Source organism: Sulfitobacter sp. 1A10359, assembly GCF_043558145.1.
Lineage (GTDB): Bacteria > Pseudomonadota > Alphaproteobacteria > Rhodobacterales > Rhodobacteraceae > Sulfitobacter > Sulfitobacter faviae.
The window spans coordinates 582938-605213 of record NZ_JBIFGB010000002.1; the positions used below are offsets into that span (position 1 = coordinate 582938).

At 64.3% G+C, this 22276-nt stretch carries 20 protein-coding genes; 9 read left to right on the top strand and 11 right to left on the bottom strand.

The features are described from left to right. Window positions 1-211 precede the first annotated feature (211 nt). Window positions 212-853 (bottom strand): sulfotransferase family 2 domain-containing protein, encoded by a 642-nt coding sequence (locus ACGYK2_RS07145; protein ID WP_271688106.1) that lies wholly within the window; start codon window positions 851-853, stop codon window positions 212-214. Beyond that, window positions 850-1782 (bottom strand): DMT family transporter, encoded by a 933-nt coding sequence (locus ACGYK2_RS07150; RefSeq protein WP_209218225.1) that lies wholly within the window; start codon window positions 1780-1782, stop codon window positions 850-852. Before ACGYK2_RS07150 ends, ACGYK2_RS07145 begins: the two co-directional genes overlap by 4 nt. A gap of 94 nt (window positions 1783-1876) precedes the next feature. On the opposite strand from ACGYK2_RS07150, the gene ACGYK2_RS07155 reads away from it, so the two are divergent. Both ACGYK2_RS07155 and ACGYK2_RS07160 read left to right on the top strand, forming a co-directional pair. Then, window positions 1877-3502, top strand: a complete 1626-nt coding sequence (locus ACGYK2_RS07155; protein WP_271688107.1) for an AMP-binding protein — start codon at window positions 1877-1879, stop codon at window positions 3500-3502. An 84-nt stretch (window positions 3503-3586) separates the two neighbouring features. Continuing rightward, window positions 3587-4600 (top strand): hypothetical protein, encoded by a 1014-nt coding sequence (locus ACGYK2_RS07160; RefSeq protein WP_271688108.1) that lies wholly within the window; start codon window positions 3587-3589, stop codon window positions 4598-4600. Window positions 4601-4669: 69 nt separating this feature from the next. On the opposite strand, the gene ACGYK2_RS07165 is transcribed toward ACGYK2_RS07160, so the two are convergent. The 5 genes from ACGYK2_RS07165 to ACGYK2_RS07185 all read right to left on the bottom strand — a co-directional run bounded on the left by ACGYK2_RS07165 (window position 4670) and on the right by ACGYK2_RS07185 (window position 9794). Further along, complete coding sequence (locus tag ACGYK2_RS07165) at window positions 4670-6103, bottom strand: SPOR domain-containing protein (RefSeq protein WP_271688109.1); 1434 nt, start codon at window positions 6101-6103, stop codon at window positions 4670-4672. Between the two features lie 87 nt (window positions 6104-6190). Further along, window positions 6191-6832, bottom strand: a complete 642-nt coding sequence (upp, locus tag ACGYK2_RS07170; RefSeq protein WP_067263778.1) for a uracil phosphoribosyltransferase — start codon at window positions 6830-6832, stop codon at window positions 6191-6193. Between the two features lie 70 nt (window positions 6833-6902). Further along, window positions 6903-8093 carry a phosphopentomutase gene (locus ACGYK2_RS07175; protein WP_271688111.1) on the bottom strand — a complete coding sequence of 397 codons (1191 nt, stop codon included), beginning with the start codon at window positions 8091-8093 and terminating at the stop codon, window positions 6903-6905. Beyond that, window positions 8093-9397, bottom strand: a complete 1305-nt coding sequence (locus ACGYK2_RS07180) for a thymidine phosphorylase (RefSeq protein ID WP_271688112.1) — start codon at window positions 9395-9397, stop codon at window positions 8093-8095. The genes ACGYK2_RS07175 and ACGYK2_RS07180 overlap by 1 nt, the downstream gene beginning before the upstream one ends. 4 nt (window positions 9398-9401) lie before the next feature. Beyond that, entirely contained in the window at window positions 9402-9794 is a 393-nt protein-coding gene (locus ACGYK2_RS07185) for a cytidine deaminase (RefSeq protein WP_067267269.1), read from the bottom strand. A gap of 221 nt (window positions 9795-10015) precedes the next feature. On the opposite strand from ACGYK2_RS07185, the gene ACGYK2_RS07190 reads away from it, so the two are divergent. After that, window positions 10016-12289 carry an NADP-dependent malic enzyme gene (locus ACGYK2_RS07190; RefSeq protein WP_271688113.1) on the top strand — a complete coding sequence of 758 codons (2274 nt, stop codon included), beginning with the start codon at window positions 10016-10018 and terminating at the stop codon, window positions 12287-12289. Between the two features lie 42 nt (window positions 12290-12331). Here ACGYK2_RS07190 and ACGYK2_RS07195 read toward each other — a convergent pair whose 3' ends face one another. Then, the gene (locus ACGYK2_RS07195; RefSeq protein ID WP_271688115.1) at window positions 12332-13093 is read right to left on the bottom strand and encodes a MipA/OmpV family protein; all 762 of its coding nucleotides are present in this window, start codon (window positions 13091-13093) and stop codon (window positions 12332-12334) included. 190 nt (window positions 13094-13283) lie between these two features. Here ACGYK2_RS07195 and ACGYK2_RS07200 point away from each other — a divergent pair, with 190 nt between their 5' ends. From ACGYK2_RS07200 to ACGYK2_RS07210, 3 genes are all read left to right on the top strand, one after another. Continuing rightward, the gene (locus ACGYK2_RS07200) at window positions 13284-15176 is read left to right on the top strand and encodes a propionyl-CoA synthetase (RefSeq protein ID WP_271688116.1); all 1893 of its coding nucleotides are present in this window, start codon (window positions 13284-13286) and stop codon (window positions 15174-15176) included. A gap of 225 nt (window positions 15177-15401) precedes the next feature. After that, window positions 15402-16496 carry a carboxynorspermidine decarboxylase gene (locus ACGYK2_RS07205; RefSeq protein ID WP_394374268.1) on the top strand — a complete coding sequence of 365 codons (1095 nt, stop codon included), beginning with the start codon at window positions 15402-15404 and terminating at the stop codon, window positions 16494-16496. Between the two features lie 20 nt (window positions 16497-16516). After that, on the top strand, window positions 16517-17758 hold the full coding sequence (locus ACGYK2_RS07210) for a saccharopine dehydrogenase family protein (protein WP_271688118.1): 1242 nt from the start codon (window positions 16517-16519) through the stop codon (window positions 17756-17758). 64 nt (window positions 17759-17822) lie between these two features. On the opposite strand, the gene ACGYK2_RS07215 is transcribed toward ACGYK2_RS07210, so the two are convergent. After that, window positions 17823-18020 (bottom strand): CsbD family protein, encoded by a 198-nt coding sequence (locus ACGYK2_RS07215; RefSeq protein WP_067267282.1) that lies wholly within the window; start codon window positions 18018-18020, stop codon window positions 17823-17825. Window positions 18021-18143: 123 nt separating this feature from the next. After that, window positions 18144-18905 (bottom strand): NAD kinase, encoded by a 762-nt coding sequence (locus tag ACGYK2_RS07220; RefSeq protein WP_067267283.1) that lies wholly within the window; start codon window positions 18903-18905, stop codon window positions 18144-18146. A gap of 181 nt (window positions 18906-19086) precedes the next feature. Between ACGYK2_RS07220 and glyA the strand changes: the two genes are divergently transcribed. Further along, window positions 19087-20364: a serine hydroxymethyltransferase gene (gene glyA, locus ACGYK2_RS07225; protein WP_259945921.1), complete on the top strand. Its 1278-nt coding sequence runs from the start codon at window positions 19087-19089 to the stop codon at window positions 20362-20364. Window positions 20365-20640: 276 nt separating this feature from the next. Continuing rightward, window positions 20641-21039, top strand: coding sequence for a cupin domain-containing protein (locus ACGYK2_RS07230; RefSeq protein ID WP_271688119.1), 399 nt, complete (start codon window positions 20641-20643; stop codon window positions 21037-21039). Between the two features lie 18 nt (window positions 21040-21057). Here the strand turns inward: ACGYK2_RS07230 and ACGYK2_RS07235 are convergent, their stop codons facing one another. Further along, a complete protein-coding gene (locus tag ACGYK2_RS07235; protein ID WP_394374269.1) occupies window positions 21058-21432 on the bottom strand; it encodes a hypothetical protein in 375 nt (124 codons plus the stop codon). Window positions 21433-21485: 53 nt separating this feature from the next. Here ACGYK2_RS07235 and ACGYK2_RS07240 point away from each other — a divergent pair, with 53 nt between their 5' ends. Then, window positions 21486-22271: an alpha/beta fold hydrolase gene (locus ACGYK2_RS07240; protein ID WP_271688123.1), complete on the top strand. Its 786-nt coding sequence runs from the start codon at window positions 21486-21488 to the stop codon at window positions 22269-22271. Window positions 22272-22276: the final 5 nt, after the last annotated feature.

Sequence of the window (22276 nt, forward strand, 5' to 3'; positions counted from 1 at the left end):
GCTTCGGCGCCCCTTTTTATTGGTAGGAGGGTCATCGTCTGTGATGCCACCCGGCCCGGAATCAAGCCGCAGGCGCCGGGCCATCGCCTGCCCGTCCCCCGGGTAGGCGATTTGGCGAGGTTGGGCCTGCCCTCGCGATGGCACGCCACGGTTGAACGATAAAGTGGCAGCGACGCCGCGCGGGTCGCCAACCCACGGGCAGGCGCTGGCCCTAGTGCTCTTTGTAACCGTAGCCAAACCGCGCGATATCCTCGGCACAGACCTCCGACACCAAATCGCGCAACTCGGGCGTATAGGCCGCCTGCCCCTCCGAGGCATTCACCCGCGGCAACTCCAACTCAAACCCAAGATGCTCAAACAACGGCGCCGCATCCTGCGGAAAATGCTCCAGCCGAATATAGAGATCGCAACGCTCCCGCCCCGCCGCATCCCGCATATACCGCCGCGCGGGCCATGCCCGCAGGCTGGCTTGCGTCTGCGGATGCCGCAGGAACCCAGCAAAATCCGTCGCCTTCGCCAGCGCCACCGCCGGATGCTCGAACCCCTGCCCGCGCAGCCAGCGATAGTAGCTCGCCACCCGGTCCCACGGGTTGCGCACCAGCGTGAAGCAGAACAGCCCCGAGAGTTCCTCCGCTGTCACCAACCCGTCGATGTCCGCCAGCGTCGAATGCTTCCACAGCCGCCCCGCGGTCTCGACCCCCTGCACCCGCCGCCGCCGCTTCCGCGCTTTCGGCGTATCGCCCAGCATCACGTCGTCTTTCATCGCGCGCGCCTCCAGCGCCAGCGCCAGTGAGGTGCCCCCGGTCTTGGGGATATGAACGAAGACGTAACGCCGACCGCGACTAATGATCACTCCACCGCCTCCGGCGCGCGTAGGGTCGAAGGCTCATCGCTGCGCAGGGCGATCACCGCCCCGGCCAGTGCGATCAACGCCATGCCCGCGAATGCCAAGGGCGGCACCTCTTGATCCCAGAGGATATAGGCCCAGAAACTGGCGAAGATCAGCAGCGAGTACTCGAAAATCGCCACATGCCCGGCCTCTCCCAGTTGGTAGCCGCGCACCAGGAAGCCGATGCCGATGAGCGAGCCCACCGCCTGCACCGCGATCCAGAACCACATCGCGCCGTCGAGCGGCCCCCATGTCCGGCTGACGAAACCTTCGGCCCCCGCCACCTCCGCCCCCGGCAGGACCAAGACACCGATGCCGCCCATGACTGCCAACATGCCGAAGAAGCCCGCGGTCATCACCATCGTGCTCTCCCCCTCGCACCACGCCCGCGTCGCCACGGCGCCGATGGCATAGAGCGCCCCGGCCAACAGCGGGAGGAAGGCCACGGGGTCAAGATCGCTCGGGTCAGGGCGGATCACCATCAAGGCCCCGGCAAAGCCCACGGCCACGGCCCCCCACCGCCACGGGCCGACGCGCTTGCCTTGAAACAGGGCCGAGATCATCAGCACGAAAAGCGGCGAGGTGAACAGCCCGGCCACCACCACCCCGATGGGCAGAAAAGCCAGACAGCCGAAATAGATCAACATCGCGCCCGCCTGAAACAAGCTGCGCCCGGCCACGGCCCAGAACCGCCGCGGGCGCAGAATGCCGAAACCCAGGGCCGCCAGCACCATCAGAATGGCCACCGCCATAAGCCCGCGCAGGAAGTGGAACTGCCAGAGCGACCCGCGCTCGGTGATGAAGGGCACGAAATTATCCGTCAGCCCCAAGGCCGCCATACCGCTCACCGCGCAAAGCGCCGCCAGCCCCGATTTTACCGCTGTGTCCTGCATCTGCCCTCCTTTTCCCTCCTGCCCTCTTTTCAAAGTCACGTCCGGGCAGCAATACTCAACCCCAAATCGCAACCAATGCCTTGGGAGGGGTCGCATGGGGTGGATGACGGATGAAAGCGGGCTTGAGAAATGCGCGGCGAATTTCGTGCCGCTCACGCCCTTGTCGCATTTGGCCCGCGCCGCAGAGGTTTTCCCGAACCAGACGGCGGTCATCCACGGCGCGCATCGCGTCACCTATGCCCAGTACCACGACCGCTGCACCCGCCTCGCCGCGCTACTGGCCGAGATCGGCGTGCGCCCCGGCGATGTGGTCGCCACCCTCATCCCCAACCTGCCCGCACAGGCCGAGGCGCATTTCGGCGTGCCCGCCTGCGGGGCCGTGCTTAACACCATCAACATTCGCCTCGATCCCGACACGGTGGCCTATATCCTCGACCACGGCGGCGCCAAGGTGCTCTTGGTCGATACCGAGTTCCTGCCGCTGGCCGAAGACGCCTGCGCGCGGATGGAGGGCACCTGCCCCGCCATCATCGAAGTGCCCGACGCCCCCGCCGGTTTCCCCGCCAGCGGACGACACCCGCAATACGAAGAGTTGCTTGCGGAGGCGAATCCGAACTTTCGCTGGATCATGCCGCAGGACGAATGGGAGAGCCTCGCGCTCAACTACACCTCCGGCACCACCGGGCGGCCCAAGGGCGTGGTCTACCACCACCGCGGCGCCTACCTGATGACCATGGGCACGGTAATCTCTTGGCAGATGGTGTTGCGCCCGGTCTTCATGCAGATCGTGCCGCTGTTTCATTGCAACGGCTGGAACCACACATGGATGATGCCGCTTTTGGGCGGCACGCTGGTCTGTTGCCGCGACATCACCGCCGCGGCGATCTATGACGCCATCGCCGATCACGGCGTCACCCATTTCGGCGGCGCGCCCATCGTGTTGAACATGCTGGTCAACGCGGACGCAGAAGACCGCCGCGCCTTCGATCACCGGGTCGAGGTTTTCACCGCGGGCGCGCCCCCGGCCCCCGCGACCCTGTCGAAGATCGAAAAGCTGGGGTTCAACGTCACGCAGGTCTATGGGCTGACCGAGACCTTTGGCCATGTCACCGAATGTCTCTGGCAAGGCGCATGGGACGGGCTGCCCGAACCCGAACGCGCCGGGATCAAGGCGCGCCAAGGTGTCGCCATGCCGATGATGGAAGAGATCACCGTAATGGACGCCGAGATGGCCCAAACCCCGCGCGACGGCACCGCGCAGGGCGAGATCATGATCCGCGGCAATGCGGTGATGAAAGGCTACCTCAAGAACCCCGAGGCCACGGTCGAAGCCTTTGCGGGCGGCTACTTCCACTCCGGCGACATCGCAGTGCAGCACCCCGATGGCTACATCCAGATCGCAGACCGTGCCAAAGACATCATCATCTCGGGCGGAGAGAATATTTCGAGCGTCGAGGTCGAGGGCGTGTTGATGGGCCACGGCGCGGTCAACCTCGCCGCCGTGGTGGCCCAACCGGATGAGAAATGGGGCGAAGTGCCCTGCGCCTTTGTCGAGTTGAAACCGGGGGCGGAGGCCAGCGAAGAGGCGCTGATCGCCTTCGCCCGCGCGCGCCTTGCCGGATTCAAGATGCCCAAGCGCGTGGTCTTTGGCGAACTGCCCAAAACCTCCACCGGGAAAATCCAGAAATTCGAATTGCGCAAACAGGCGGCGGCCCTCTAAGGCGGGGCATTATGTCACCTGCCATTGCTGATCCCGCAGCGCGTGGTAGAGTGGCGAAAACTGACAGGCCCGCAGCAGAACCCCATGACCGCCTTGACAAAATACGCCCGGCTCGAAGCGACGGGCCTTTGGCGCGCCACGCCCGATGCGCAGCGGCGCGAGGTGATCGTCTCTATCGGTGACGCGACGCTGGTGATCAGCGATCTCAAGGATCAGGCGCTGACCCATTGGTCGCTGGCCGCCGTCGACAGGGCCAACCCCGGCCAGACCCCCGCGCTCTATCATCCAGACGGCGATCCGGGCGAGACGCTGGAACTGCCCGACAATGAAACCGAGATGATCGAGGCCATCGAAAAGCTGCGCCGCGCGATCAATCGCAGCCGTCCCAAGCCGGGGCGGTTGCGGTCGGTCGGCATGTTGGCCTCCGTCGCGGTGGTGGCGGCGCTGGCGGTCTTTTGGATGCCCGGCGCGCTGCGCGATCATGCGATCAAAGTGGTGCCAGAGGTCAAGCGTGTCTCTTTGGGCACGGCGCTGCTCAAGCGGCTTGAACGCGTCTCTGGCCCCGCCTGCGAAAGCCCCGGCGGCAGTGCCGCGCTGTCGCGGCTCACCAAACGGTTGGAGGTCGGGCGCGTGGCGATCCTACCCGATATGACCCGCGCCAGCCTGCATCTGCCAGGGCGTCTCATCGTGCTCGACCGCGCGGTGCTGGAGGATTACGAAGAGCCCGACGTCGCTGCGGGCTATGTGCTGACCGAGGATGTGGCCCGCCGGGAACATGACCCGCTGCGCGCGCTTTTGGAGGCCGTGGGCCTGCGCGAGAACTTCCGCCTGCTGACCACCGGCGATATCTCTTCCGAGGCGCTGGATGCCTATGCCGAGCAACTGCTGATGCGCCCCGCCGCGACACCGCAGGTCGAGGCTCAACTGGCGCGATTTGCCCAAGCCGAGCTGCGCAGCAAGCCCTATGCCTTTGCGCGTGACATCACCGGCGAAAGCACCCTGCCCCTGATCGAAGGTGACCCGATGAACGGCAAGCTGACCGCACCGCTGATGTCGGATGCCGATTGGCTGAGATTGCAAAGCATCTGCGGCGGCTGACGGATTGGCCCAAGAAAAAGGCCAGCCGGGGAACACCGCGGCTGGCCTTTCTCCTTCATTGCAAAACGCTTAGCGCCGCAGATAGGCGTCCCGGTATCCCGCCCGGCGCAATTGGCCAAGCGCCGCTTGGGCAGAGCCGCCCGCAATGGGGCCTGCCTGAACGCTGTGATAGGTTTTGCCGCCACGGGTCTGTTTGCCGATGCGGGCGGGCAGGCCCAAGGCCGCGATCTGCCGCGCCGCGCGCTGCGCATTGGCGGGGCTGCCGAAGACACCGACCTGCACATAGCCCGCTTTGGTGCTGGGCTGGGCTGTCGGGGCCGAGCGGCTGGAATAGACGGGGGCCGTCTTGATCGGGCGGGCATCCCGATGGATCGGCGCGGCGTTGCGGTAGCGCAGCACCCGTTTCACCACTTGGCCATCCCGCTCGACGATCTTGACCCGCCCAAGCTTGCGGCGCTGCGTTTCGATATCGAGATAGGGATAGATCAGCGGCACTTTGGCGGTCACGTCTTCGCCGGTGGCCTTGTTGACCAAACGGCGCGGCAGGGTCTGGGTCCAGACCAACAGCATGTCGGCGCGGCCTTCCAAGGTCTGCTCGGCCCGGTGCGGGTTCAGACGGTCGTCTTCCCAAACCTTCCGGTATCCTTTCGGGACTTTCACATTGGTCGTGTTTACCCGATTGATCGCCACATGTTTCGGCACGATCCGCGTCTGCGTGCCCACGGCGCGGGCGGGTTTGGCGCTGACCACCGGTGCGGTGACGGCGGCAGGGGCCACGATCCGCGCGGGTGCAGCGGCAACGCCGGGCATCATACCCGCGCTGCGGTAGGGCTGCGGTGCGGTGCCGCGCTGCGGGCTCGAAGGGGCAAGACGCCCCGTCACGATCGGCTCCGCCTGCGGACCGCAGCGCACGCTATAACCATTCCCGCGCCGCATATAGCGCTGCGACAGGGGCGACGCGCCGGGGCAAGCGGTGACGAAGCCAGCCGGTGCCGGGGCGGCCAACGCGACGGGTTTGCTGGGCACCACGGGCACGGGGCGCGGCGCGGTTTCGCGCACGACTTTGGGGGCAGTGCTCCGCGCCGGGGCTGGCGCGACACGGCGCACCACTTTTTGCGGCGCGGGCCGGGCCACGGGGGCTTTCGGCTTCGCCTTGGGCGCAGGCGCTTCGGCGACGCGGGCCGGGGGCCTCTTGGCCGGGGCGGGGTCGACCTTGGTCTGCGCCGCCTCAACCTTTGCCTCTGCCACTTTCACGCCATTTGTGGGCTGGAACCCGCAGATTTGCTCGCGCGCGCGGCTCATGCGGGGCACCCAAGACACATTGCCGTCAATGCCCGCGCGGATGAACACACATCCCGCGCTGTCGACATATTGCTTGCCCTTGTAAGAGGACGGCGGAAACTCTGCCGGTTGGCTGCGGCTGTCCTGCGCTTGGGTCTGCGATCCGCCGACGCCCAAGGCTGCGACGATCATCGCCATGGCAATACTTCTGGTAAGTGTCATCTAATGCCCCCACACTATCTGGTAGAACGATGCATCAGCGCGCGGCCTGAGTAAAGCACCGCGCGCCGATTAGCGAAACTTACCCGATCACTTGGTGCCGAACATCCGGTCACCCGCGTCGCCCAAACCGGGGATGATATAGCCCTTCTCGTTGAGGGACTCGTCCAGCGAGGCCGTGACGATGCGCACGTCCGGATGCGCCGCTTTCATCGTGGCGACCCCCTCGGGCGAGGCCAACAGGCAGAGGAAGATGATATTGGTGGCGCCTGCCTCTTTCAGCAGATTGATCGCCGCGACCGAGGAGTTGCCGGTGGCCAGCATCGGATCTACGGCGATGACCAAACGGTCTTCCATCGCCTCGGGCACTTTGAAGTAATACTGCACCGGCTGAAGGGTCTCTTCGTCACGGTAGAGACCGACAAAGCCGACCCGCGCCGAGGGGATCAATTCGAGCACCCCATCCATCAGCCCGTTGCCCGCCCGCAGGATCGAAATCAGCGCCAGTTTCTTGCCGTCGAGCGTTGGCGCGTCCATCTCTTGCATCGGGGTCTCGACCCGCTTGGTCGTCATCGGCAGGCCGCGCGTCACCTCATAGGCCAAAAGCTGGCTGATCTCGCGCAGCAACTGCCGGAAGACGGCGGTCGAGGTGGCTTTGTCGCGCATGATGGTCAGCTTGTGCTGCACCAGCGGATGGTCGACGATCGTCAGGTGATTGGGGGTATCGGTCATGCGGCAGGCTCCTTTATTTGCCCTGCTTCTAGCCGCACAAGCGCCCCGCTCGCAAGCAAAGGCTGCGCGGCTACTGCGGCACCTCTACCCCCAGATGCCTGGCGACGAGGGCTGCGACATCGGTAAAGCCGATTTGCCCCAACGCCCCTGCCCCGGTCCCGGCGACCAGTACCGGCACCCTTTCGCGGGTGTGATCGCTGCCCGCCCATGTCGGATCATTGCCATGGTCCGCCGTGACCACCAGCATGTCGCCGTCGCGCAGTGCGGCGATCACCTTGCCGATCTCGGCATCGAACCACTCCAACGCGCGGGCATAGCCCGACACATCGCGGCGGTGCCCGTAAAGACTGTCGAACTCCACGAAATTGGCGAAGGTCAGGCTGCCCTCTTCGGCTTCACCCACCAGATCATGCAGATGATCCATCAGCTTGGCATCCGGCCCTTTGCGCAGCTCGTCGATGCCCTGCATGGTAAAGATGTCGCCAATCTTGCCCACCGCATAGACCCGCCCTCCGGCGTTCTGCACCCAATTGGTCAGCACGGGTTTGGGCGGGGTGATGGCATAGTCGCGCCGGTTCGCGGTGCGCTGGAATGCACCCACTTCCCCGGTGAAGGGCCGTGCGATGACACGGCCCACCTTCATCTCATGCAGCCGCGGCGCGATGTCTTGGCACAGCTTCAAAAGGCGATCGAGGCCAAAGGTCTCTTCATGCGCGGCGATCTGGAACACGCTGTCGGCAGAGGTATAGCAGATCGGCCAGCCGCTTTCGCAATGCTCCGCCCCCAGCTGTTCGATGATCGCCGTGCCAGAGGCGTGGCAATTGCCCAAGATGCCATCGGTGCCCGCGAGCCGCGCGACCTCTGCGGTCAGGTCTGCGGGAAAGGCAGGCGTTTCATCCGGGAAGTAATGCCATGCCCAAGGCACCGGCAGCCCGGCCAATTCCCAATGGCCCGAGGGGGTGTCTTTGCCCTGCGAAACCTCCGTCGCAGCGCCCCAGCGGCCTTCGGGCGCAGCCCCCAGACCCGGCGCCTCCATCCCGCTGGCCAGCTTCAGCGCGGCCCCCAGACCCAACCGGTCGAGATTGGGCAGGGCCAGCGGCCCGCTGCGCCCCTCTTCGGCCTCTCCCGCGGCACAGGCCTGCGCGATATGGCCCAGCGTATTGGCCCCGGTATCGGGCAGATCACCGTTAAAGAAATCCCCCGCGTCCGGCGCCCCGCCGATGCCCACGGAATCGATCACGACCAAGAATGCACGTTCCATCAGCCGATCCTTTCCAAGATCAAATCCGGCACTTCAACCGCCCTATCGCCTAGCGTGATTGCCGCCAGAACCGCCGCCTCTGCCGCATCCGCAGCCGCCTCTCCCGCTGCGTGGACCGTGGCCAAAGGCGCGCCCGCGCGGACCTCTTCGCCCAAGCGCCGCACCTGCGACAGGCCCACCGCCGGATCGATCTGGTCCGCCTCGACCAGTCGGCCCCCGCCGAGATTGACCACCGCCATGCCGAGTGCCGCGCCGTCGATCGCGCTCACGTAGCCGCCGCGCGGCGCGGGAACCGTTCGGATCACCGGGGCTTTGGGCAGAATGCGCTCCCAGTTTTCGGCGAAATCGGCAGGTGCGCCCATGGCGCTGAGCATCCGGGTGAAACGCTCCAACGCGCGGCCATCGCGGACCGCCGTGCGCAGGGCTTCGGCCCCCGCCTCAGCCGTCGCGGCCAGACCGCCATTGGCAAGAAGCCCACCGCCCAATTCAGCCGCCACATCAAGGATCGGCCCCGTCACCGCCCCGGTCAGCACCCGCATCACCTCGGCCACCTCCAGCGCGTTGCCAAGGCTCGGCACCAGCGGCTGGTTCATGTCGCTGATCACCGCCGTCGTCGGGCAGCCCGCCGCCGTGGCGGTGCCGCTCAGCGCTTCGGCCAAGGCACGCGCCTGCGCGAGCTCCTTCATGAAAGCGCCCGAGCCGACCTTTACATCCAACACCAGCCCATCCAGCCCAGCGGCGAGCTTTTTCGACAGGATCGACGCGGTGATCAGATCGAGCGAATCCACGGTCGAGGTCACATCCCGCACCGCATAAAGCCGCCGATCCGCCGGGGCGATGTCGCCACTGGCGCTGACGATGGCGCAGCCCACGTCCCGCACCACGTCGCGAAAGCGGGCCTCTTCCAACTGCGTGCTGACGCCGGGGATCGCCTCAAGCTTGTCGAGCGTGCCGCCCGTATGCCCCAGCCCCCGACCCGAGATCATCGGCACATAGGCCCCGCAGGCGGCCAGCGCGGGGGCGAGGATCAATGAGACGCAATCGCCCACCCCGCCGGTCGAATGTTTGTCGAGCACGGGGCCATCCAAATCCCAGTCCAACACCTGCCCCGAATCGCGCATCGCGAGGGTCAGCGCCACGCGGCCCTGCTGGTCCAAACCATTAAGGCAGATGCCCATGGCGAAGGCCCCGGCCTGCGCGTCACTGACACGTCCATCGGCCAGCGCCCCGGCCATCCAGGTCAGCGCCTCTGCATCCAATGCCTCACCATGGCGCAGCCGCGCTAGAATGTCCCGCGCGCTCATGCGGTTAACCCTGCATATGGGCGGCGCCAAAGGCCCCCGGCAGCAAGTCGCCCATGGTGGTCTGCTGTTCCTTGCCCGCCACGGTCGCCATGGTCACGGATACATCCCCGCCTGAGAATTCCGCCAGTTTCTGGCGGCAGCCGCCGCAAGGCGTCACCGGCATATCGCTGCCCGCCACGACATAGACCTCGGCGATCTCACGCTCGCCCGCCGCCACCATGGCGGCAATCGCACCCGCCTCGGCGCAGGTGCCCTGCGGGTAGGCGACGTTTTCGACATTGCAGCCACTGAACACCGCGCCCGAGGCAGTGCGGATCGCCGCGCCGACCTTGAAATTCGAATAGGGCGCATGGGCGTTTTCCCGCACCAACACAGCCGCGTCGCGCAAATCAGTCATTAGGCTCTCCCTTTTCTCGGACTATAGAAAATTGCCCCGCCCTGTGCGATGCAAAACCACATGTCCCCTCAATCGCCTCTTAAAAGCCCGCGCAAAATGACCTGCAAGGGCGACGCTGGGGCAAAGCCATCCGGCGCCCAGACCGCCCCCGCCAAAAGCCGCTTTGCCTGCGCGCGAAAATTAGTTTAACGCTAAACCATTATTCGGGAGAAGCATAAACGATGTCCGACACCCCCAACCTGCGCCAAGCTGCATTGGATTACCACGAACACCCCCGGCCCGGGAAACTGGAGATCCGCGCGACCAAACCGCTGGCCAATGGCCGCGATCTGGCGCGGGCCTATTCACCGGGCGTGGCCGAGGCCTGCATCGAGATCAAGAACGACCCCGACACCGCCGCGCGCTATACCTCGCGCGGCAATCTGGTGGCCGTGGTCAGCAATGGCACCGCGGTGCTGGGGCTGGGCAATATCGGCGCGCTGGCCTCGAAACCGGTGATGGAGGGCAAGGCCGTGCTCTTCAAGAAGTTCGCCAATATCGACTGTTTCGACATCGAGCTTGATCAATCCGACCCCGAGAAACTGGCCGAGATCGTCTGCGCGATGGAGCCAAGCTTTGGCGCGATCAACCTCGAAGACATCAAGGCGCCCGACTGTTTCGTAGTCGAGAAGATCTGCCGCGAGCGCATGAACATCCCCGTTTTCCATGATGACCAGCACGGCACCGCCATCGTCGTCGGCGCCGCCGCCAAGAACGCGCTGCATGTGGCGGGCAAACGTTTCGAGGACATCAAGATCGTCTCCACCGGGGGCGGGGCTGCGGGCATCGCCTGCCTCAACATGCTGCTGAAACTCGGCGTGAAGCGCGAGAACGTCTGGCTCTGCGACATCAACGGGCTGGTTTATGACGGCCGGACCGAGGATATGAACCCCAGCAAAGCCGAATATGCACAGAAATCCGACCTGCGCACGTTGGATGATGTGATCGACGGGGCCGACCTCTTCCTCGGCCTCTCCGGTCCCGGTGTGCTCTCGCCCGAGATGGTGGCGAAGATGGCCAAACGCCCGATCATCTTCGCGCTGGCGAACCCCACGCCGGAAATCCTGCCCGATGTCGCCCGCGCCGTGGCACCGGATGCGATCATTGCCACAGGGCGCAGCGATTTTCCCAATCAGGTCAACAACGTGCTCTGCTTCCCCTTCATCTTCCGGGGCGCGCTGGACGTGGGTGCGACCACGATCAACGACGAGATGAAGATCGCCTGTATCGACGGTATCGCCGCCCTCGCCCGCGCCACCACGAGCGCGGAGGCGGCAGCGGCCTATCAGGGCGAGCAGCTGACTTTTGGCGCGGAATATCTGATCCCAAAACCCTTCGATCCGCGCCTCATCGGCGTCGTCTCCTCCGCCGTGGCCAAGGCCGCGATGGAGACGGGCGTGGCGGCGCGGCCCATCGAAGACCTCGACGCCTACAAGCGCAAACTCGACGGATCGGTGTTCAAATCGGCGCTGATCATGCGCCCGGTCTTTGAATCCGCCCGCTCCTCCCCCCGCCGTCTGGTCTTTGCCGAGGGGGAGGACGAACGCGTGCTGCGCGCCGCGCAAGCGATCATCGAAGAAACGGTGGAACGGCCCATTCTGATTGGCCGCCCCGAGGTGATCGAACGGCGCATCGAAAAGGCGGGTCTGAACCTGCAACTGGGCCAAAACGTCGATCTGGTGAACCCCGAGAACGACCCCCGCTACCGCGACTATTGGGAGACCTACCACAGCCTGATGTGCCGCCGCGGCGTCAGCCCCGACATCGCGCGGGCAATCATGCGCACCAATACCACCGCCATTGGCGCCGTCATGGTGCATCGTGGTGAGGCCGACAGCCTGATCTGCGGCACCTTTGGCGAATTTGGCTGGCACCTCAATTACGTCAACCAAGTGCTGGGCCGCGACGGTTTCCGCCCGCATGGCGCGCTTTCGATGATGATCCTCGAAGACGGGCCGCTTTTCATCGCGGATACCCAAGTGAACCTGCACCCCACCCCCGAACAGATCGCCGAGATCGCCATCGGGGCCGCCCGTCACGTCCGCCGTTTTGGCATCGAGCCGAAAGTCGCGCTCTGCTCACAAAGCCAGTTCGGCAATCAGGGCGAAGGGTCGGGCAAACGTCTGCGCGCGGCGCTGGAGATCCTCGACGCGGGCAATCATGATTTCGTCTACGAAGGTGAGATGAACATCGACACCGCGCTTGATGCCGAGTTGCGCGCGCGGCTGCTGCCCTGCAACCGGATGGAAGGGGCCGCCAATGTGCTGGTCTTTGCCCATGCCGATGCTGCCTCGGGCGTGCGCAACATCCTGAAAATGAAGGGCGACGGGCTTGAGGTCGGGCCGATCCTGATGGGCATGGGCAACCGGGCGCATATCGTGTCGCCCTCGATCACCGCGCGCGGGCTGCTGAACGTGGGCGCCATCGCGGGCACGCCGGTCGCGCATTACGGCTAAGACAAGACAAGGCGCCGCCCTCAAGGGGCGGCGCAAAGCCGTTTAGAACCGCCAAGTAAAGGCGCGGCTGACGCCAATGCGCATGGTCCATTGATCCTCTGACCCGGCCTGCGTGATCGGGCTGTCGGCAGCGTCATTCAGCAGGCGTTGATAGGCCACGGCCCCTTCCAGCGCCCATGCCTCGTCCAAACGATAGGTCGCCTCAACCTCGACACCCGCGCCGAGCAGACCGCCACCGGCCTCATAAGCGGCGAAGTTCGTGGTGGCGGTGTCGACGCCGTAATAGGTGTCAGCATAGGTGTCGTTGCCAAGGCTGAAACGCGGGCCTGCGGTGATAGTCCAGCGTTCATCGGGGCGGAAGATCACATCGCCGCCGATGTCGCCGGTCACGCCTTCATGGCCGCCAAAGCCACGGCGCACCTTGCCGAAGACCTGCCAGTTCACCTCGCGGTAGACCACGCCAAAGCCCAGTTCGACCGCTGCGTCGATATCCTCAAGCCCCGCAAGCTCCGCGTGATCGGAACTGTCACGTTCGCCCAGATAGCGGAACGCGCCAGTGAAGCCGAAACCGGTCTTGGGCGCTTCGCCAATGTTGGTGCCGATCTTGCGCCCGCCCCATTCCAGCGTGCCGAAGGTAAAGGCCAAATCCGGCGTCGCGCGATAGCTGCTGGCGCCCGGATAATCCGGCGCCGCGCCGACACCGCCGCGCAGGGCGAAGTTGATGCTACGGTCCTGCGCCGCGGCAGGCAGCGCGGCAACGATGGCAAGGCAGGATGCAAGAGGCAAAGAAAGGGCGAGACGCATAATGGCAGGCTCCGGAAAAACAGTGAATTTCCGCCCAATTTAGCATGACGCGGCGCGACTGACAGGAACAATAGCGTTCCGCTTGCCGAAATCTTTCTAAGCGGCCAGAGTGACTGGAAATAATTGCGCATCAGCACAGCTATACCCGGGCCACGGGTTTGCCGGACAGCGCAACAGGAGGAGGAACACCATGGGATATCGCGACACCTACGACCGCTGGAAGGCCGACCCGGAAGCCTATTGGCTAGAGCAAGCCGAGGCGATCGACTGGGACATCGCGCCGACGCGCGCGCTGTTTGATCGGGGCGACCATATCTACGAATGGTTCGCGGATGCCAGTGTGAACACCTGCTACAACGCCGTGGACCGCCATGTCGACCAAGGCAACGGCAAACGCGTGGCGATCATCCATGACAGCCCGATCACCGGCAGCAAATCCACCCTGACCTATGGGGAGTTGCAGGCCCATGTCGCCTCGCTCGCCGGGGCGTTGGTGGCGCAGGGCGTCGAGAAGGGCGACCGCGTGGTGATCTATATGCCCATGGTCCCCGAAGCGGTGGAGGCGATGCTGGCCTGCGCGCGCATCGGCGCGATCCATTCCGTGGTCTTCGGCGGTTTCGCCTCTAGCGAATTGGCGGTGCGGATCGACGATTGCAAACCCAAGGCGATCATCGCCGCCTCCTGCGGGGTGGAGCCGTCGCGGGTGGTGGATTACAAACCGCTGCTTGACGGAGCCATCGAACAGGCCAGCCACAAGCCTGACACCTGCATCATCCTGCAACGCGGCCAGAAACCCTGCGAGTTGAACCCCGAGCGGGACATCGATTGGTACGCCGCCCAAGACGGCGTGCGCCCGGCGCCCTGCGTGCCTGTGGAGGGGAACCACCCGGCCTATATTCTCTACACATCCGGCACCACCGGCGCACCCAAGGGCGTGGTGCGGCCCACGGCGGGGCATCTGGTGGCGCTGAACTGGACCATGAAAAACGTCTATAACGTCGAACCGGGAGAGGTCTTTTGGGCCGCCTCGGACGTGGGCTGGGTCGTGGGGCACAGCTATATCTGCTACGCCCCGCTGATCGCCGGGAACACCACCGTCGTGTTCGAAGGCAAGCCCGTGGGCACGCCCGATGCCGGCACCTTCTGGCGGGTGATTGAGGAACATGGCGTGGCGAGCTTCTTTACCGCCCCCACCGCCATTCGCGCCGTTAAACGCGAAGACCCCGAGGGCGAGGAGATCAAGAAATACGACCTGTCGAGCCTGCGTGCGCTCTATCTGGCGGGGGAGCGGGCCGATCCCGATACCGTCGAATGGGCGCAGGAGAAACTGGGCAAGCCGGTCTACGATCACTGGTGGCAGACCGAGACCGGCTATACCATCGTCGGGAATCCGGCGGGGCTTGAGGCGCTGCCGGTCAAGGTCGGCTCCCCAACCGTGCCGATGCCGGGCTATGACGTGCAGATTTTGGATGAGCGCGGCGACCCCCTGCCCGCCGGAGAGTTGGGCGCCATCGCCATCAAGCTGCCCCTGCCCCCCGGCACCCTGCCGGGGCTCTGGAACGCCGAAGACCGTTTTCGCAAATCCTACCTCAGCACCTTCCCCGGCTATTACGAGACGGGCGATGCGGGCCGGATCGACGAGGACGGCTATGTCTGGATCATGGCGCGCACCGATGACGTGATCAACGTCGCGGGCCACCGCCTCTCGACCGGCGCGATGGAAGAGGTCTTGGCCGGTCACCCCGACGTGGCGGAATGCGCGGTTGTGGGGGTCAGCGATGAGCTTAAAGGACAGATGCCGGTCGGGTTTCTCTGCCTGACCAAGGGTGTCGACCGCCCGCATGAGGAAATCGTTTCCGAATGCGTCACCCGGATGCGCGAGCAGATCGGCCCCGTCGCCGCCTTCAAACAGGCCGTGGTGGTCGACCGCCTGCCCAAGACCCGCTCGGGCAAGATCCTGCGCGCGACGATGGTGAAGATCGCCGATGGGGAGGATTTCAAGACCCCCGCCACCATCGACGACCCGGCGATCTTGGACGAAATCCGCACGGCGCTGAGTGGCATCGGCTACCCGCAGAGCTAGCCAAAAATCACATGGCGGTGGACCTTTGCCGGTCCGGCGCTACAGTTACCCCCACAGAAACGCGCGCGCAGCCCAGCCCGCGCGTTTTTTACAATTGCGTTGCTTGCGCAAAATATGCGAAGCGCCCCCGGAAATGCCCCCCGGCGGGGCCAACCACGACAGCACATTCAGTGGGTCTTTTCCCTCCCGGAGCTTGCCCTCCGGCCGCGCAGAAAGGTTTTCGACGTGCAGACACCCTATTACCTGATCGACAAGGCCAATCTCCGCGACAATATGGAAAAGATCGCCCGCCTCCACGCGCTTTCCGGTGCGCGTTGCCTGCTGGCGCTGAAGTGCTTTGCTACATGGTCGGTCTTTGACTTCATGTCCGAGTATATGGACGGCTCGACTTCCTCGTCGCTTTACGAAGTGCGGCTCGGGGCCGAGAAATTCCCCGGCGAGACCCATGCATATTCGGTGGCCTACGCCGAGCATGAGATCGACGAGGTGCTGGGCCATGCCGACAAGATCATCTTCAACTCCATCGGCCAGCTCGACAAGTTCGATGCGCAATCGCAGGGCCATATCCGGGGGCTGCGGGTGAACCCCGGCGTGTCCACCTCGGACTTTGATCTCGCCGACCCCGCCCGCCCCTTCAGCCGCCTGGGCGAGCATGAGCCTGCGGCGATCGACGCGGTTGCGGACCGGATCAGCGGGTTGATGTTTCACAACAACTGCGAGAATGACGACTTCGCCCGTTTCGATGAGATGCTGACCCTGATCGAAGACCGCTTCGGCGCGGTGCTGCATAAGATGGAGTGGATCAGCCTCGGCGGCGGCATCCATTTCACCGGCGAAGGCTATCCGCTCGACGACCTGGCGCTGCGGCTCAAGGCCTTTGCCGACCGCTTTGGCGTGCAGGTCTACCTTGAGCCCGGGGAGGCCGCGATCACCGGGGCGGCGACGCTGGAGGTCACCGTGCTCGACACGATGTACAACGGCAAGAACCTCGCCATCGTGGACAGTTCCATCGAGGCGCATATGCTCGATCTGCTGATCTACCGTGAGCCTGCGAAGGTGAGCCCCGACAGCGGTGACCACGAATGGATGATCTGCGGCAAGTCCTGCCTTGCGGGCGATATCTTTGGCGAGTTTCGCTTCGATGCGCCGCTGAAAGCGGGCGACCGGCTCTCGTTTCAGGACGCTGCCGGTTACACGATGGTCAAGAAAAACTGGTTCAACGGCGTGAAGATGCCCGGCATCGCGGTGCGCGAGTTGGACGGAACCACCCGAATGGTGCGCGATTTCGATTATGACGATTTCGCCGCCGCCCTGTCGTGACAAGGAAAGAGGTCAACACTATGAAACGCAATGTTCTTATCATCGGCGCGGGCGGCGTCGCACAGGTCGTGGCGCATAAATGCGCGCAGAATAATGACCGTTTGGGTGACTTGCATATCGCCAGCCGCACGGTCTCCAAATGCGAGGCGATCATCGCCAGCGTGCATGAGAAAAACGCGATGAAGCAAGACGGCGTCTTCAAGGCGCATGCCGTTGACGGAATGGACACCGATGCCGTGGCCGCCCTGATCAAGGAGACCGGCTGCCAGATCGTCATCAACGTGGGCTCGCCTTTCGTGAACATGACCGTGCTTCAAGCCTGCATCGACACCGGTGCCGCCTATATCGACACGGCGATCCACGAAGACCCGACCAAGATCTGCGAGACCCCGCCGTGGTATGGCAACTACGAGTGGAAGCGCCGCGAGGCCTGCGCCGAAGCGGGCGTGACCGCGATCCTCGGCGCCGGTTTCGATCCGGGCATGGTCAACGCCTTCGCGCGTTTCGCGGTGGATGAATTCATGGATGAGGTCAAATCCATCGACATCGTCGATATCAACGCGGGCAACCACGGCAAGTATTTCTCGACCAACTTCGACCCTGAGATCAACTTCCGCGAGTTCACCGGCACGGTCTACAGCTGGCAGGAAGGCGCGTGGCAAGAGAACAAGATGTTCGAAGTGGGTCGCGAATGGGACCTGCCCGTGGTCGGCAAGCAGAAGGCCTATCTGTCGGGCCATGACGAGGTGCATTCGCTGTCGGCGAACTACCCGCAGGCCGACGTGCGCTTCTGGATGGGTTTTGGCGACCACTACATCAACGTCTTCACCGTCTTGCAAAACCTCGGCCTGCTGTCCGAGCAGCCCGTGACCACCGCCGAGGGGCTGGAGGTCGTCCCGCTGAAAGTGGTGAAAGCCGTGCTGCCCGACCCGTCGAGCCTTGCGCCCAACTACACCGGCAAGACCTGCATTGGCGATCTGGTGAAAGGCGTGAAGGACGGCGAAGAGGTTGAGGTCTTTGTCTATAACGTCGCCGATCACAAGGACGCCTATAACGAAGTGGGCAGCCAAGGCATTTCCTACACCGCGGGCGTGCCGCCGGTGGCCTTTGCGATGCTGATCGCCGATGGCACCTATGACACCGCCACCATGGTCAATGTCGAAGAGTTGGACCCCAAGCCCCTCTTCGGTCTGCTCGACGACATCGGCCTGCCCACCCGTGTCAAAGACGACAAGGGTGACCGCGCGTGGCACGAGGCTTGAGCCTCTCTTGAAACGCAAAAGGCGACCCTCAGGGGGTCGCCTTTTTTAATTCTGCCGACGAAACTTAGTATTTCGCGGCGAAGTCATCGACTTGACGCTCGGCCTCGTCTTTGGCGATGCCATAGCGTTCTTGGATCTTGCCAACGAGTTGCTCGCGGTTGCCGCGGGCTTCGGCGATTTCGTCATCGGTCAGATCGCCCCATTGCGATTTCACCGCGCCGGTCATCTGGTTCCAATTGCCTTCGATACGGTCCCAATTCATCTTAGGTCTCCTTTCTTCGGCTGTTAAGACGCGGGGGGATCCCGCTCTTGCAGGCTCAACGCTGGCGCGAAGTTAGGGTTCCGGCGAGCGCGAGGTGCGGCGGAAAGGCGCCGCCCTTCCCGGTCAGTTGAACTGTTCCGAGATCAACCGCTCTTCCAGCCCATGACCGGGATCGAAGAGGATCCGGTGGCTGACGCTGGGGTCCGAGGAAACTTCAACCGTCGTGACATCGCGGTGCGACTGGCCGTCGGCATCGGCCATCACGGGGCGTTTCTGCGGTTCTTGCACATCGAAACGCACCGTGGCCCGTTTCGGCAGCAAGGCCCCACGCCAGCGGCGCGGGCGGAAAGCGGCGATCGGGGTCAGGGCCAAAACGTCAGAACCGATGGGCAGGATCGGCCCATGGGCCGAGTAGTTATAGGCGGTGGAGCCCGCAGGGGTCGCCACCAGCGCCCCGTCGCAGACCAGCTCCTCCATCCGCTGACGCCCATCTATCGTGATGCGCAGCTTGGCCGCCTGCGGCCCCGCGCGCAGCAAAGACACCTCGTTAATCGCCAGCGCGGTCGAAATCGTCCCGTCGATATGGGTGGCGCGCATGACCAGAGGGTTGATCACCGCCTCTTCCGCCGCCGCCAACCGCGCTTGCAGGTCGCCCTCTCGGTAGGCGTTCATCAAAAAGCCGATGGTGCCCCGGTTCATCCCATAGACCGGCGCGTCCATGTCTTGGGTGCTGTGCAGCGTGTGCAGCATGAACCCGTCGCCCCCAAGCGCCACGATCACCTCGGCTTGACGCAGTGGCACATCGCCATAACGCCCGATCAAAGCGGCCCGCGCCGTCTGTGCCACGCTGGCCCGGCTGGCCACAAAAGCGATCTTTAAGGACATGTCAGCAGGCTCATTCCGGCGAAGTTTCCGATCATCGGCGTTTGGGGCCAAAACAATCACATTATTCCGTGCGCCACCAGTGTTGACGCACATATCTTGCAACCTGTCGGTTTACAGCCTTCACCTCAGGCCGCGTTTCCGATAGGCAACACGCGAAACCAGCTCCAATGAGGATCCCCTGATGTCCGATTTCTTCACCAAATCTCTCGCTGATTCCGACCCCGCCCTCGCCGCTGCGATCGACGCCGAACTGGGCCGCCAGCGCGACGAGATCGAGTTGATCGCCAGCGAGAACATCGTTTCGGCTGCGGTGCTTGAGGCGCAGGGCAGCATCATGACCAACAAATACGCCGAAGGCTATCCGGGCCGCCGCTACTATGGCGGCTGTGAGCATGTCGACGTGGCCGAGAACCTTGCCATCGAACGCGCCTGCGCGCTTTTCGATTGCCAGTTCGCCAATGTGCAGCCGAACTCCGGCAGCCAAGCGAACCAAGGTGTCTTCACAGCGCTTTTGCAACCGGGCGACACCATTCTGGGCATGAGCCTTGATGCCGGCGGCCACCTGACCCACGGGGCCAAGCCGAACCAGTCGGGCAAATGGTTCAACGCCGTGCAATACGGTGTGCGCAAACAGGACAACCTGCTGGACTACGACCAAGTCGCCGAATTGGCGAAAGAGCATCAGCCCAAGATGATCATCGCCGGTGGCTCTGCCATCCCGCGTCAGATCGACTTTGCCAAGATGCGCGAGATTGCCGACAGCGTGGGCGCCTATCTGCTGGTCGATATGGCGCATTTCGCGGGGCTCGTGGCAGCGGGCGAGCATCCCTCCCCCTTCCCCCATGCGCATGTGGCGACGACCACGACCCACAAGACCCTACGCGGCCCGCGTGGCGGCATGATCCTGACCAATGACGAGGCGATCTCGAAAAAGATCAACTCCGCCATCTTCCCCGGCATTCAGGGCGGCCCCCTGATGCATGTGATCGCAGCCAAGGCCGTGGCCTTTGGCGAAGCGCAGCAGCCTGAGTTCAAAGCCTATGCCAAACAGGTCATCGCCAATGCGCAGGCGCTGTCGGATCAGTTGATCAAAGGTGGCCTCGACACCGTGACCCATGGCACCGACACCCATGTTGTGCTGGTCGACCTGCGCCCCAAAGGCGTGAAGGGCAACGACACCGAGAAGGCTCTGGGCCGCGCGCATATCACCTGCAACAAGAACGGCGTGCCGTTTGACCCGGAAAAGCCGATGGTGACGAGCGGCATCCGTCTCGGCTCCCCTGCGGGCACGACACGCGGCTTTGGTGAGGCCGAGTTCCGCCAGATCGCCGATTGGATCATTGAAGTGGTCGACGGGCTGGCGGCCAATGGTGCCGATGGCAATGCCGAGGTCGAGGCCAAGGTGAAAGCCGAAGTCGAAGCGCTGTGCCAGCGTTTCCCGATGTATCCGAACCTGTAAGCTCTCTGGCCCTCGCAGCGATGCGGGGGCCACTTTACCCTCCGGCCGGGCGGCGCCCGACCGCGGGTGGGCATCGCAACCTGCGTTCCTACTGCTTTATTTCTCAACCATGATGTGCGGCCAAGGTGATGTGCCCGGCAGCAAAAGCGCCCGCCCATGGGGCGGTCGGGCGCTGCCCGGCGGCGCAAAGGGCCTTAATTCCGGGCGATCATCGCCAGACAGCCCCCTTGCCGATCCCCCCTCCCCGCGCCACATTCTCTCGCAAAGGAGAACCGCATGATCATTCACCCCAAGGGCAGCCGCCCCTCTGAACCCGGCCCCGACGATTATTTCACCGGAGAGGTCGAAATGACCCCGCTGATCTCGGCCCCCGCCCCCGCCCGCCTGCGCGGGGTGACGGTGACCTTTCAGCCCGGCGCGCGCACCGCGTGGCATGTCCACCCTCTGGGCCAGACCCTGATCGTCACCGAAGGCAAAGGCCGCGCCCAGACCGAAGGCAGCCCGGTGCAAACGCTGAACAAAGGCGATGTCGTCTGGTTCGGCCCCGGTGAGAAACACTGGCACGGGGCCGCGCCCGACAGCGCCATGACCCACATCGCGCTGCAAGAGGCACAGGTCGGTGAGGCGGTCGAATGGATGGAAAAGGTATCGGACGCGGATTACGACCCGGCCTGAGCCCATCGGCGCGGCGGCTTACACGTAGCCGCGCCACCAAAGCCAGATTACGAAACCCACGATAACCACCAGAATGTTGAAGGCCACCCCGGCCAGCCGGTCAAGGATGATGCCGCGCCGCCGGGCCTTCGGGTCGATCTCTTTCAAATGCGCCGCAACCCGGTTGAAGGCAGCCCAAACCGGGGCATCTTCCAACTGACGGGCGATATGGGGATTGGCGCCCAGATGCTCGGTCTTGCTGAGCAACACCCCGTCACCACGAATGCCGCGTGGCAGTTCTGGTCCGGCGCGGTGAAACGCCTCGCGTAGGTCACGGGCCTTGATGCGCAGACGGTCCTCGAACAGGGGGCGCAGCGCCTCGGCGCGGGTGTTGAAATTTTGCCGGTCAATCATGCGCGCATCTAATCGCTCTGGTCCCCGGGCTGCAATGCCCGTAATTTGCCCACATGTTGAATTACATCGAATATGGCGAAGCCGCCGCCGACCGCCCGACCCTGCTTATTGTCCATGGCCTCTATGGCTCTGGCCGCAACTGGGGCGTGATCGCCAAGCGTCTTGCGGACGCGCGTCATGTCGTCACCGTCGACATGCGCAACCACGGCAGCAGCCCGCATCACGACACCCACAGCTATCCCGAAATGGCGCAGGATCTGGCCGAGGTGATCACCCATCTGGGCGGCCCGGTGGACATCTGCGGCCACTCGATGGGCGGCAAAGCGGTGATGATGCTGGCGCTGACACGGCCCGACCTGCTGCGCCGCGTAATCGTCGCCGACATTGCGCCCGTCACCTATGGCCATACGCAGCAGATGTTCATCGACGCCATGCGCGGCGTGGACCTAAGCGAAGTCGAGCGCCGCTCGGACGCAGAGGCGCAACTGGCCTCAGCCGGGGTCGAGCGCGCGTTGCAAAGCTTTTTCACCCAATCGCTCGACCTGCCCGGCAAGCGCTGGCGGCTGAACCTCGACGCGCTTGAGGCGGAGATGCCCAAGATCATCGGCTGGCCCGAGGATGTGACCGGCCAGTTCGCGGGGCCGACCCTGTTTCTGTCGGGCGGTGCCTCGGACTATGTGCAGCCCGAACATCGCAATCCGATTAAGGCGCTGTTCCCACAAGCGCGCTTTGCCAAAATCCCCGGCGCGGGGCATTGGCTGCACGCAGAGAAACCGCGCGAGTTCGAAGCCACGCTGCGCATCTTTCTAAACGCCGAAGGGGCTGCCTCCACGGGCTAAGCCCT

Excerpts from the sequence above, each read along its gene's own strand:
- ACGYK2_RS07160 (WP_271688108.1), top strand. The coding sequence starts at position 3,587 with ATGACCGCCTTGACAAAATACGCCCGGCTCGAAGCGACGGGCCTTTGG.
- ACGYK2_RS07165 (WP_271688109.1), bottom strand. The coding sequence starts at position 6,103 with ATGACACTTACCAGAAGTATTGCCATGGCGATGATCGTCGCAGCCTTG.
- ACGYK2_RS07195 (WP_271688115.1), bottom strand. The coding sequence starts at position 13,093 with ATGCGTCTCGCCCTTTCTTTGCCTCTTGCATCCTGCCTTGCCATCGTT.
- ACGYK2_RS07150 (WP_209218225.1), bottom strand. The coding sequence starts at position 1,782 with ATGCAGGACACAGCGGTAAAATCGGGGCTGGCGGCGCTTTGCGCGGTG.
- ACGYK2_RS07215 (WP_067267282.1), bottom strand. The coding sequence starts at position 18,020 with ATGAATTGGGACCGTATCGAAGGCAATTGGAACCAGATGACCGGCGCG.
- ACGYK2_RS07220 (WP_067267283.1), bottom strand. The coding sequence starts at position 18,905 with ATGTCCTTAAAGATCGCTTTTGTGGCCAGCCGGGCCAGCGTGGCACAG.
- ACGYK2_RS07235 (WP_394374269.1), bottom strand. The coding sequence starts at position 21,432 with ATGATTGACCGGCAAAATTTCAACACCCGCGCCGAGGCGCTGCGCCCC.
- glyA (WP_259945921.1), top strand. The coding sequence starts at position 19,087 with ATGTCCGATTTCTTCACCAAATCTCTCGCTGATTCCGACCCCGCCCTC.
- ACGYK2_RS07210 (WP_271688118.1), top strand. The coding sequence starts at position 16,517 with ATGAAACGCAATGTTCTTATCATCGGCGCGGGCGGCGTCGCACAGGTC.
- upp (WP_067263778.1), bottom strand. The coding sequence starts at position 6,832 with ATGACCGATACCCCCAATCACCTGACGATCGTCGACCATCCGCTGGTG.
- ACGYK2_RS07185 (WP_067267269.1), bottom strand. The coding sequence starts at position 9,794 with ATGACTGATTTGCGCGACGCGGCTGTGTTGGTGCGGGAAAACGCCCAT.
- ACGYK2_RS07200 (WP_271688116.1), top strand. The coding sequence starts at position 13,284 with ATGGGATATCGCGACACCTACGACCGCTGGAAGGCCGACCCGGAAGCC.
- ACGYK2_RS07180 (WP_271688112.1), bottom strand. The coding sequence starts at position 9,397 with ATGAGCGCGCGGGACATTCTAGCGCGGCTGCGCCATGGTGAGGCATTG.
- ACGYK2_RS07240 (WP_271688123.1), top strand. The coding sequence starts at position 21,486 with ATGTTGAATTACATCGAATATGGCGAAGCCGCCGCCGACCGCCCGACC.
- ACGYK2_RS07190 (WP_271688113.1), top strand. The coding sequence starts at position 10,016 with ATGTCCGACACCCCCAACCTGCGCCAAGCTGCATTGGATTACCACGAA.
- ACGYK2_RS07175 (WP_271688111.1), bottom strand. The coding sequence starts at position 8,093 with ATGGAACGTGCATTCTTGGTCGTGATCGATTCCGTGGGCATCGGCGGG.
- ACGYK2_RS07155 (WP_271688107.1), top strand. The coding sequence starts at position 1,877 with ATGGGGTGGATGACGGATGAAAGCGGGCTTGAGAAATGCGCGGCGAAT.
- ACGYK2_RS07230 (WP_271688119.1), top strand. The coding sequence starts at position 20,641 with ATGATCATTCACCCCAAGGGCAGCCGCCCCTCTGAACCCGGCCCCGAC.